This window comes from Sinorhizobium saheli (assembly GCF_001651875.1).
Lineage (GTDB): Bacteria > Pseudomonadota > Alphaproteobacteria > Rhizobiales > Rhizobiaceae > Sinorhizobium > Sinorhizobium saheli.
This window is the reverse complement of record NZ_LNQB01000081.1, coordinates 126,000-137,490: the sequence shown is the minus strand read 5'-3', so window position 1 is coordinate 137,490 and position 11,491 is coordinate 126,000. Positions and strand designations below refer to the sequence as shown.

11 protein-coding genes are annotated in these 11,491 nt (G+C 56.4%); all 11 read right to left on the bottom strand.

Annotated features, from left to right (window positions below; genetic code table 11):
- Nucleotides 1–166 precede the first annotated feature (166 nt).
- A complete protein-coding gene (locus ATB98_RS19315; RefSeq protein WP_066876403.1) occupies nucleotides 167–1,006 on the bottom strand; it encodes a dioxygenase family protein in 840 nt (279 codons plus the stop codon).
- Nucleotides 1,007–1,104: 98 nt separating this feature from the next.
- Nucleotides 1,105–2,172: a maleylacetate reductase gene (locus ATB98_RS19310; protein WP_066876358.1), complete on the bottom strand. Its 1,068-nt coding sequence runs from the start codon at nucleotides 2,170–2,172 to the stop codon at nucleotides 1,105–1,107.
- 30 nt (nucleotides 2,173–2,202) lie between these two features.
- Nucleotides 2,203–3,087, bottom strand: a complete 885-nt coding sequence (folD, locus tag ATB98_RS19305; protein WP_066876355.1) for a bifunctional methylenetetrahydrofolate dehydrogenase/methenyltetrahydrofolate cyclohydrolase FolD — start codon at nucleotides 3,085–3,087, stop codon at nucleotides 2,203–2,205.
- A gap of 3 nt (nucleotides 3,088–3,090) precedes the next feature.
- Nucleotides 3,091–3,975 carry a formyltetrahydrofolate deformylase gene (gene purU, locus ATB98_RS19300; protein WP_066876353.1) on the bottom strand — a complete coding sequence of 295 codons (885 nt, stop codon included), beginning with the start codon at nucleotides 3,973–3,975 and terminating at the stop codon, nucleotides 3,091–3,093.
- Between the two features lie 113 nt (nucleotides 3,976–4,088).
- Complete coding sequence (locus ATB98_RS19295) at nucleotides 4,089–4,793, bottom strand: ABC transporter ATP-binding protein (RefSeq protein WP_066876351.1); 705 nt, start codon at nucleotides 4,791–4,793, stop codon at nucleotides 4,089–4,091.
- On the bottom strand, nucleotides 4,786–5,535 hold the full coding sequence (locus ATB98_RS19290; RefSeq protein ID WP_066876350.1) for an ABC transporter ATP-binding protein: 750 nt from the start codon (nucleotides 5,533–5,535) through the stop codon (nucleotides 4,786–4,788). The genes ATB98_RS19295 and ATB98_RS19290 overlap by 8 nt, the downstream gene beginning before the upstream one ends.
- Nucleotides 5,535–6,521 (bottom strand): branched-chain amino acid ABC transporter permease, encoded by a 987-nt coding sequence (locus ATB98_RS19285; protein ID WP_066876347.1) that lies wholly within the window; start codon nucleotides 6,519–6,521, stop codon nucleotides 5,535–5,537. The genes ATB98_RS19290 and ATB98_RS19285 overlap by 1 nt, the downstream gene beginning before the upstream one ends.
- A complete protein-coding gene (locus tag ATB98_RS19280) occupies nucleotides 6,518–7,381 on the bottom strand; it encodes a branched-chain amino acid ABC transporter permease (protein WP_066876345.1) in 864 nt (287 codons plus the stop codon). Before ATB98_RS19280 ends, ATB98_RS19285 begins: the two co-directional genes overlap by 4 nt.
- Nucleotides 7,382–7,447: 66 nt before the next feature.
- Nucleotides 7,448–8,614: an ABC transporter substrate-binding protein gene (locus ATB98_RS19275; protein WP_066876343.1), complete on the bottom strand. Its 1,167-nt coding sequence runs from the start codon at nucleotides 8,612–8,614 to the stop codon at nucleotides 7,448–7,450.
- Between the two features lie 184 nt (nucleotides 8,615–8,798).
- Nucleotides 8,799–9,659, bottom strand: a complete 861-nt coding sequence (locus ATB98_RS19270) for a methylenetetrahydrofolate reductase (protein ID WP_084435604.1) — start codon at nucleotides 9,657–9,659, stop codon at nucleotides 8,799–8,801.
- Nucleotides 9,660–9,795: 136 nt separating this feature from the next.
- Nucleotides 9,796–11,211 carry an aminomethyltransferase family protein gene (locus ATB98_RS19265; RefSeq protein WP_066876341.1) on the bottom strand — a complete coding sequence of 472 codons (1,416 nt, stop codon included), beginning with the start codon at nucleotides 11,209–11,211 and terminating at the stop codon, nucleotides 9,796–9,798.
- Between the last annotated feature and the right edge of the window lie 280 nt (nucleotides 11,212–11,491).

The following is an 11,491-nucleotide window of genomic DNA, read 5'->3' as shown; positions in this document are numbered from 1 at the left end:
TGAAAATTTGTTTGTTGTCTTGCTCATATCGGCTCCACTTTCTCAGAAGTTGGAGCCTCCGGCAAACCCGGCGCGGTTCAGAACCACCATAGCCTCAACGTTGACATGAACCTGCTCTGGTAGCGATCGATCCACGTGGATCTTCATGTTCGGCATTGCGTCGGCCTCATAGCGGGTTGAGGACAAAATCAAATTGTGAACGCCATTTTGCGTCGCCACGTTGAATACGCTCGAACGGCGCGATCAGCGTGGCTTTGACACCAAAGACGGCGTCAGATGAAAGATAGTCGTCATCGCCCACAAACGTATGGGTCACAATCTTTTGGTAGCCGTTGGCGGTCACCATGTAGTGCATATGTGCTGGCCTATAAGGATGCCGGCCAAGCTGCTTCAACATTTGACCTACGGGGCCATCGTCGGGAATGGGATAAGATACTGGCTTGATCCCAATAAAGCGGTAGCGGCCATCGGCACCGGTTTCAAAGGTCCCGCGATTATTCCATTTGGGCTGAATATCGGGTTGCTGCACATCGTAGAACCCTTCGGCATTGTCGGACCAGACATCGACAATCGCTCCCTCAACAGCCCGCCCTTCCAAGTCGACCACCGTCCCTTCAAAGATACAGCTCTCTCCCTTCCCATCGAGAGTGATGCGATCGCCCATGGCACGTCGGGGAGCGCCGGCGACGTAGAAAGGTCCCAGTACCGTATTCTCCGTGGCGCCCATTTGCCTCCGATTGTTGATCGCATCGACCAACATGGAAACGCCGAGCGTGTCGGACAGAAGGATGAATTCTTGTCTTTCTTGTGAACAGATCTTGCCGGTATCCGTCAGAAACCGGATCGCAGTTTCCCATTCCTTTTGGCTGATCCGCACATCCTTGATGAAGGCATGAAGATGCTTTACAAGCGAGGCCATCACCTCCCTCGTGCGAGGACTTATGTTGTCGGCCATGCGGTTGTTAACCGTCTCAACGGATGCTTCTTCGGTAAAGTATTCCAACATCATTGTTCCTCCGCGGGTAACGTTCCTTCGCCCTCATTCCGCTCCCTACAGCTGACGGGCAAAGAATTTTGTAGTGAAGGCGTAGTCTAGCTTGTGGGTTAGGAAGACCCTGGCCGCGCGCCTTCCAATGCCTTCTGCAGCATTTCCTTGATCCCGTTAGCTTCCAGGGGCCGCGGGTTCCAATAAGGGTTCTGCAGGGCGATCTCGGTCGCTTTGTCGAGGTCTCGGGAAGTCAAACCGAGATCTTGAAGCTTACTGGGCGCGCCGATGGCGCGGGCGAAATCGAAAAGCCCTGTCGCCGCACGATCCGTCCCCATCAAGGCAGCAATCGGCGCAAGCAGATGAGGGACAGCGGCCTCCGTGTACGCCACAGTGTGCGGAAGAAGGATGGCGTGCGTCTCCGCATGCGGCAGGTCGAAGGTGCCACCCAACGTGTGACACATCTTGTGATGCAGAGCCATTCCGACGGTACCCAAGACGACACCACAAAGCCAGGAACCGTAGAGTGCATCCGAACGGGCCGCTGGATTTCGGGGATCACCTGCAATGGCGGGCAGTGCGCGATGCAGTGCAGCAATTCCTTCCATCGCCATCATTGAGGAAACCGGGTTCCTGTCCTGTGCGTACAGCCCTTCAACGGCGTGCGCGATCGCATTGAGACCGCTGTTTACCGTCATGTTGACAGGTAGGGCATACGTTAATTCCGGATCATAGATAACCGTCTCCGGCAGAACCGATAGATCACGCACCGTGGTCTTGATCCCGCGGTCCGTCTGCCCGAGGATCGGAGTAACCTCGGAGCCCGCATAGGTCGTGGCAATGACGAGCTGGGGAGTATTATTTCGGTAGGCGATTGCCTTGCCCAGCCCGATCGTTGATCCTCCGCCAAAAGAAATGACGCAGTCTGCGCCCTTGTCGGAGAAGACGCGAAGTGCTTCGAGCGTCACCTCGACGGGTGTATGCATGACGGCACCGCTGAAGACCCCCACACAGACGGCACCTAACCGTTCCGCGAGCGCCTTCGCGTCTGCTTCCTGGTGGGCGGTCGATAGGACTAGAGCCCTGTGCCGGCTGAGATTAACCAGTTCGTCAGCCACTTTTGCGACGGTCCCGGCGCCGAATACTATTCGAGGGATAGTGCCTTTGTAGATGAACGGTTCGCGCATGTCATTCGTGTCTCCGGTGCTTCTGCTTTGTCACTCGCGTGCGGAAAGGCCAGATGCGGTCAATGTGTTGGCCATGAGCATGGCGATCGTCATGGGGCCGACGCCGCCTGGAACAGGAGTGATTGCTCCCGCGACTGCTGCGCACTCTTCGAATGCGACATCCCCAACCAGGCGCGACTTTCCGCTGTCCTGTTCAGGCGCTGCCACGCGGTTGATGCCGACATCGATGACAGTCGCACCAGGCTTCAACCAGTCGGCCTTGACCATCTCGGCACGACCGACGGCAGCAACAAGGATATCCGCCTGACGGGCGAGCTCCGGCAGATCGCGGCTCTTCGAATGGCCGATGGTGACCGTGGCGTTGGCGTTGAGCAGGAGTTGCGCCATCGGCTTGCCGAAGAGGTTCGAGCGGCCGATAACAAGTGCATGGAGGCCCGACAGGTCGTTGCCGTGGATCTGGCGCACCAGGATCATGGCGCCGGCCGGCGTGCAGGAGATGAGCCCGGTCTTCAGATCACCGGTGGCGAGCTTGCCTGCGTTGACGATGTGCAGACCGTCGACATCCTTTTCCGGCAGGATCGACTGGATGACCGGCTCGCTGTCGAGGTGCTTCGGAAGCGGGAGCTGGACTAGGATCCCGTCAATGTCGGGGTCGGCATTCAGCGAGGCGACCAGAGCCATCAGCTCTTCCCGCGAGGTCTCTTCGGGGAGAGTGTGCTGGATAGAGTTGAAGCCGCACTGCTTGGCCATGCGGCTTTTTGCACCGACATAGGCATGGCTTGATGGGTCGTCACCGACGATGACGACCGCGAGACCCGGCTTCCGATGACCGGAGGCTTCGAGTTGCAAAACCGCACCGGTGACGTCCTCAACGACGCGGGCGCTAGCTGCTTTTCCATCGATGATAACAGTCATGCGTCACCCCATTCGCTCGGAGGCGTAAGAGCCCGGGCTCGCTGGGAAGACGACAGTCCGGTTACCGTTGATGAAGGTCCGATGATGGATATGAGCGTGGATGGCACGCGCCAGCACCTGGCTTTCCACGTCGCGGCCGATCGAAACATAGTCGTCTGCCGACTGCGCATGGGTGATGCGCGCAACGTCCTGCTCAATGATTGGGCCCTCATCTAGATCGGCCGTGACGTAGTGAGCGGTCGCGCCGATGAGCTTCACGCCGCGCTCGAAAGCCTGCTTGTAAGGGTTGGCACCCTTGAAGCTCGGCAGGAAGGAGTGGTGGATGTTGATGATCTTGCCCGACATCTTCTTGCACATGTCGTCGGAGAGAACCTGCATGTAGCGGGCGAGAACGATGAGTTCGGTGCCCGTCTGCTCGACCAGATCGATGATCCGCGCCTCGGCTTCCGGCTTGTTCTCCTTGGTCACCTTGATGTGGTGGAAGGGGATGTCGTGGTTGACGACGACCTTCTGATAGTCGAAGTGGTTCGAGACGACGCCGACGATGTCGATCGGGAGCGCACCGATCTTCCAGCGATAAAGCAGGTCGTTCAGGCAGTGGCCGAAACGCGACACCATCAGCAGCACCTTCATGCGCTGGGCAGCGTCGTAGAGGTTCCAGTTCATGCCGAACTTCTCGGCCACGGCCACGAAGCCCTTTTCGAGTTTGGCTTGCGCCGCACCTTCCTCCGAGATGAAGGAGACGCGCATGAAGAACTGTCCGGTATGCAGATCGTCAAACTGGGAACTATCGACGATGTTGCAGCCCTGCTCGGCAAGGTAACCCGAGATCGCCGCTACAATGCCGCGAGTGGACTGGCAGGATACGGTCAAGACGTAGTTCATCATTTAGTCCTCTTATCGCCTGTTGTCCCGAATGGGTTCTCACACGTACGCTGCCAACCGCTTTGGCCTTTGCAAAACAACAACAGCCGCCAAGCGTGATCTATCGTCCCCCTCCTTCATCGGACTGAAAGCCCGATGTGCCGGTCGAGTTCTGTACGATTGGAAGTTAGTACTGCTGCCTTTTCTTCGAATACGATTTTGCCCTGGTCCAGTGCGATCACACGCTCTGCGAACCCGAGTGCCAGGCCGATGTGCTGTTCCACCAGCACAACCGTGTGACCTTTGTCTGCAAGCTTATGAAACACGCCCATCAACATTTCGCAGATGACGGGCGCCAGCCCCTCGAGCGGCTCATCAAGCAAGATGATCTCAGGCTTTCCCAGAAGAGCACGGGCGATAGAGAGCATCTGCTGCTCTCCGCCAGAGAGCTGACGTCCACCATTGGACCGACGCTCCTTTAGCCGAGGAAAAAGTTCAAAGGCCTCTTCGATGGAGGACCCATCGCGAAGTCCCGCAACGAGGTTCTCCTCGACTGTTAATGATCCGAAGATGTCCCGAGTTTGTGGTACGATGCCAATCCCTAGTCGGGCCCTCTGATGCGAGGCGAGCGAGGTGATGGCGGCACCTTTAAGTCTAATAGCTCCGGCGTGTTGCCGCGTCTGGCCCATGATTGTCGAAAGCAAGGTGGTCTTACCGACGCCGTTTCTCCCGACGATGGCCAGTCGTTGGCCTTTCGTGATGCTTAGCGAAACATTGCGGATGACATGCGTATCGCCATAGCCGGCAACCACTCCGTCCAGCTCCAGAAGGATGTTAGACATGTGCCGCTCCCAAATAGAGTTCCCGAACCCGATCGTTTGTGACCACCTCATCTGGCGTGCCTTCCATGAGGATTGCTCCATTCACCAGCACGATGATGCGGTTTGCGACCTCAAAAACGAGTTGCATGTCGTGTTCGATGATGAGCACCGAGAGGTCAGAAGGAAGCCGTTTAATGGCTTCAACAATGAGGTGGCTTTCTGTGGAGGGTACGCCTGCTGCCGGTTCATCAAGAATAAGAACCTTCGGCTTTACGGCAAGTGTCAATGCTAATTCCACCAGGCGCTGCTGGCCATACGCCAGATCACGTACCGGCTTGTCGGCCAATGATTGAATATTGAGTTCGAGCATCAATTCGGTGATCTCTGCCTCAATATCTCTCCAGCCGTCCGCCCGGCGAAAAATGTGATGCGTGCACCCTTCCCGCTCCAGTATCGGAAGCCGCAGGTTCTCGCGAACGCTAAGGTCGCGGAAGAGATTGGTGATCTGGAAGGTTTTCGCGATGCCCGCCCTCACCCGAGCAGCTTCGTTCAGGGAGCCGATGTCCTGGCCATCCAGCATAATTTTACCTGATGTCGGCTTCAGCACACCTGTAAGGAGATTTGCAAAGGTGGTCTTGCCCGCACCATTAGGTCCGATGAGCGCGGTGCGGGAGCCTTGCGGCAGTGTGAGGGTCAGATCCCGGGCGACCTGCAAGCCTCCAAAACTTTTGGTAAGTCCGACAATGGCGAGTCCGTCACCCATCATGTCCTCCTCAGCAATTGGGTCACACGAGTGGGCAGCGAAATCAGGCCCTTCGGAAGGACAAATACGACGAGGATAAGCATGAAGCCGATCACGAAAAGCCAGTTGAACGGATCCACGCTTGCCGCGAGATGATGGACCACCATGAACAGCAATGTGCCGATCAGCGCCCCATAAAGCCGCCCGGCTCCTCCCAGGATCAGCATCACCATGACATCGGCGGACAGGGAGAAATTGAACACCTCGATACCGACCAGGCCGGTCACCTGAGCCGTAAGCGCACCGGCAATCCCAGCGATCGCGCCGGCGATGACATAGACTGTCACCTTGCGGCGATAAACCGGTGTGCCGATTGCTCGCATCCGGCTTGCACTGCCCTCAATCCCTCGAAGAGCGAGCCCAAACGGAGAGCTGATCAAAATCTGGCAAAGCAACAAGACGCCAGCAAGAACGGACACGCTGTAGATGAAAGCCACTTGTCCAACAAAATCAAATTCAAAAAGCCCCAGCAATGGTGAAACTGTGATGCCGGCCAGACCATCGGCGCCGCCCGTCAACCATCGGGCCTGGGAGGCGGCCTCCTGAAGAACCATGGTCATGGCAATCGAAATCATCAACAGCGTTATGCCGTGGGTGCGCAGCAGGATAAGCCCGGAAATCCACGCCATCACGGCACCGGCCACGGCGCCGATTGCGAGCCCGAGTATCGGGTCGGGTGACAGGTGGAGCGCAATCAGTCCAGCCGCATAAGCGCCACATCCATACATCGCGGCGTGACCAAGCGTTGCTATTCCGGCCTGCCCAAGGATCAGGTCGAATGACACAACGAAGATCATCATGATGACGATCCGAGTGAGAAACGACAGGTCATAAGGAAACATCAGAAAGGCGAGCGCCGCTCCTGCCAGAACGCAGACAGACGGGAGGAGCACGCTCAGGGAGGTTGCCGCGCGCCTTGGCGACGAGGAAAGGACAGGTGTCGTCATTGTGCTCTCCCCATCAGACCGTTGGGTCGAAGCGCAAGCAGCACTGCTATCGCCACGAAAAAGAAGATGGTGCCGAGGCCCGGCAGGAGATAGCGACCAGCCGTATCGAGAATGCCAAGGCCAATGGAAGCAACGAATGAACCGGAAACACTGCCAAGTCCGCCGACAGATACAACAATCAAAAAAAGAACCATGTAACGCAGCGGGTAATAGGCTTCGATCGGCAGCAATTCGGCACCTAGGATGCCTCCGACCGCCGCAAGCCCTGCACCGATGGCGAATGTCACAAGATAGACAACCGGCGTGTTGATGCCGAGCGAGGCCGCCGCAACTCTGTTGTCGACAGCTGCTCGCAAGTAGATGCCGAACTTCGTTTTTTCCATCAGCAACCACAGACCGGCCAGCACAAACAAGCCGGAAATGATCACGACCAGCCGATGGAAAGGGAGTGTCCTGAAGCCGAGATCGATCGATGTCGTGAAACTCGCCGGGACACCGAGCGGTAGGATTGTGGACCCCAGAAACAAATTGACGGTGGCGATCATAATAAAGACGATTCCAATGGTCGCCAACACCTGACCCAACTCGTTGAAGCCATAGATGTGACGATAGAGCAGCCGTTCGAGAAGCACGGAGAGCAGAACAACCGCAAGAACGGCGGCGAGAAGCGCCGGAATGAACGCAACATCCAAATGTGTGGTCAGCAGATGAACGGCTGCGCCGCCAAGCAGGGCAAATCCGCCATGAGCCAGGTTGATAATGCGCATGAGCCCCATCGTGATCGAAAGTCCGACGGAAATCATGAACAGTATCATTCCGTAGGCGACGCCATCGACGACGATACTGAGAATGAGAGACATTCTTTAACCCAAAGTTGCGAGGTCGGACGTTACGTGGCGGAAGATACCCGCCACGCTCACCGTGGATCAGGGGTTGAAGCCGAGGTCCGGTACGTTCGGGACAGTCGCAAACTCGCGATTCACGAGCTTGCCGTCAGCGTCCTTTTCAACGCGCCGAAGGTATACATTCTGCACCACCGTCCGCGTGACTGGGTCCATCTTGACCGGCCCACGCGGGCTCTCCCATTCCATACCCTTGGCCGCCTCGATCGCCTTTGCTCCGTCCGACCCTGCAGCCTTGATCATCCGGTAGATCAACTCTACTCCGTCATAGGCACCGATCGATGCCATGTTGGCGCGGGAGCCTGGATGTAGTTCCTGCAGTTTTTTGACAAAGCTGTGATTGAGAGGCGAATCGTGGACATCGGAATAGTGGTATGCGGTAACGAGGCCTATGGCCTGATCTCCTAGTGCATTCAGCGTGGTCTCGTCTGTTTCGCCACCGCCAAGGAAAGAAATGCCAGCCGCTCTCAGGCCGTTTTCATTATAGGCTTTGGTGAAAGCGAACGTTGCTGGCCCGACAGGCAGGAAGGTGAAGACCGTATCCGCGCCTGAGCTTTTGATACGCTGCAGGAATGGCGCGAAGTCGTTGGTCTGGAGCGGCATGCGTATCTTTTCAAGAACTGTGCCGCCGTTTCTTTCAAATGAGGCGGAGAAGGCAGTTTCGGCATCAATGCCAGGATTGTAATCGGAAACGGCCGATACGACTTTCTTGGATCCGTTCTTTGCGGCCCATTCTGCTGCTGGCTGGGCGATCTGCGTCAGCGTGAAACTCGTGCGGAGAAAAAATTCTGACTGCTTGTTGATCGACGACGTCGCCGCATTGAAAATCACCGCAGGCACCTTGGCCTGCTTCGTAAGGGGTGCGACCGCGACTGCATTGGGGGTAAAGTCGAATCCGGCAAGATACTTTACCCCCTCACGAACAAGAAGTTCCTGGGCGGCGGCTTTGCTGGCGTCCGCATTGGGACCGCCTACGTCCTTGTAGACGAATTCAACTTTGTGACCAGCAACCTCGTCGCCGTGTTGCGCCACGTAGACGTCAATGGCTTCCCGAAACTGCTTGCCCCAGATTGCATTTGGCCCTGAAAAAGTGGCGATAACCCCTACCTTTATGGTGTCAGCTCGAGCGGCCGCGCCAGTTATGGAAAACGCAGAAGCCATGAGACAAAGGGTTAATTTTGATAGTTTCATGTGGTTTCCTCCCAACCGGAAAAGCGTCCGGACGCTCGACGCTGCAGCGTCATCTCCTCCAAAACTATTGTTGCGATTGCCATAACATTCCGTCGAGACAGTACCTTAGTGAGGCGCTACTACTGGGTGATTGTAGTGCATTCCAGAATAACGTCGGTGAGATAACCTGACTATGTGGCGAGTATCACGAGCGAAAGTTTCTGATCCAGGTAATGGTCTTGTTCAGCCCCCCAAACGGATAGAAGTGCAGCCTTACATCGCCGTATGCGCCACCTTGCAGGGCGTCGATATACTCGCGCACTAAGGCATCGGGGCCCGCAGTCGACAACAATTGGGTGATTGACAATCCGTATTTCTTGAGCACGGCTGTCGAAGCGGAGACGCCGCAGAGAGTTGCAAACTTCAACAGGGTTTTGACATTTGCCGGTCCAGGAATGCCGACATGGATCGGACAATTGATGTCCAATCGTCGAAGCTCATCAATCCAGCCAAGAACGGGTTCTGACGCAAAGGCGAACTGAGTGAATATCGACCACTCGATTTCCGCCTCTTCCAGGATCTGGCACTTTTCTAGCAGCGCACCACGTAGCACGGGAGCGCCTTGGACCGGATGTCCTTCGGGATGCCCGGCTATGGAGACATGCCTGATCTGATGATGTTGGAGGATACCGCTACGCAAGATCGTAGCGGTATCCCTGAACGGGCCCTTGGGAGGATCGGCATCGCCCGCGATAATGAGTAGTCGGCTGACCTGCGCCTCGCTCACAAGGGCGGACAGCATTGCAGATAGCGCGTTCTCGGAACTCAGTCGTCTCGCGGCGATGTGGGGCATGGGCTCGTAGCCCGCCCGGCGCACTGTCCTGGCCGCTGCAACCCGGTCGTGGTCGCTCTCTTTCGAGAGGAATGGCACCGATATGATCGTTCCTTTTGGGATACCGCCGGACAGGACTGCCAGATCATGGACATCCCTTGCCGTGACCTCGAGCGTAAAGCTACGCAGCACATCATTCTGGTCCGCAAGATCTATTGAGTGTGACATAGCCATGTTAATCCTGTTCCGCCTGTAAACGCACAGCAGAAGCTCTATTGCTGAGGAGTGGGGTAGCAGATTGAACGCACCGACCTGCTGATTGGAATCCGATGCTCGCTCGAACAGGCGCCGAGCGAGCATCCAGCAAATGTTAGCTGATCGCTGCTCGTTTCATTTTTTGGACTGAACTCGCATAAGGAACGGGCGCCACGACCGCCCTCACCTTAAACTGCTGGTGCCGCTCAACATGCGGCTTTCGCGATCCGCCTCCGGGCTCACCCCATGTAAGCGTGACTTCAGTTCCAGGGGTCGCGCTCTGAGTGCTAAGCATGGCAAGAGACAGCATCTCGCCTTCATTGTTGCTGTAACCACAATGGCAGGAGTGACCGACGAGCGTGCCATCCATGGCGCGAACTTCATCGAACTGCGGCCAACCATAATAGGCGACGGGTAAATCGATCGCCTTGTATCGCGGCCCCTCCCCGAGAGCGGATGCAAAGATTGCCTCAACGTCGTCACGGTTCCACACGAGCGTGACCTTCTGACGCCGCTTCTCAGCGGGAGTGGCTTCCAACGCTTGACGGCCGATAAAATCGTGGTCGAACTTCAGGATATGGCCGTAACCTAAATCCCACGGAGTGACGTAGTAGTCCTCGATATTGTCCGAGATGAAACTGCCGCCAAGCTGGGCATTTGCCTCCCAGCCATTGCCGGACAACCACTCGCGGAATTCGCGTAATTCCTCACCTGTGTATATTCCCGGCAGAGGGTAAGGCATCCAGCCAAATTCAAAGATCGTGCTGAAGTAAGTCTTCGTGCCACCCTGCTTAAGCCCGTGCTTCTTCCCAGCCCGGAGGATAGCGGCGCGTACCTTTTCCATATCTTCGTATGGACCGGAAAGCTCGGCACCGAGATGGCCTGCCATCCCGTGACGCAGGACGAGCACTTCACATCCGTCGATCTTGACCTTCGCTGTACGGAAGAATGCAATTTCCGGGGCACCCCCCTCTACCACATCGTTGAAGATCAGGCCTGCATTAGGCCCCTCCAATTGAAAACGGTAGAACCAGCGTCTGCCGGTCGGATTATAGGGTGTGGGATCATCACGCTCGATCGTGACGTCGTAGCCGCCAGCTTCCGCGTTGTATTGCACCCAGTTTAGAACCGGCATGCCGCTGATGAGTTCAAACAGATCCTCGGCAAGCCTGTAGACGACGCAATCACCGATGACATGACCACGGGGCGTGCAGGCCACAAATTGTTTAGCCCGATCGATAGTGAAGTTCGCCAGGCTATTAATGCCGAGCTTCTCAAGCAACCGAAATGCGTCAGGGCCGCGGAGCATCAGTTCAGGCATATGGTGCGACTGATCGAACAGAATTGCAGATTCACGCCATGCGCGCTGCTCATCCCGCCAGTTGGTAAACTCAGGCGGAATAAATGCTGCAGTAAGGCCAGTTCGAGCGCGGTAATGAGGAGCAAGAGTATCATTATGAAAATATTCGACGAGATTGGGTTTCTCGTCGACCAGGGTCTGCAGTGATCGTCCGCCGTTCGCTTTCACCATTTTTCAAGCATCCTCCCTATGATCCGCTTAGCCAAGCAATTTCATCGCGCCTCGATCAGGTGGCTAGCAAAACGACTGGCCCGAAGTGAACCTGGCGCCCAACCTGGCCGCCGGATAGCACAACTAACGAAGCCGTGGCCTCACCCCTCCTGCACACCTCCTCCAAGGCGCATATTTAGTACGGTATCCTGACCATATCGGGCTGGGCTGACTTTTGTCAATCAGTTTAAAGAGCGGGCTGGAAAAATAGTTGCGAGAGGCGTACTCGTCTAAACGATGA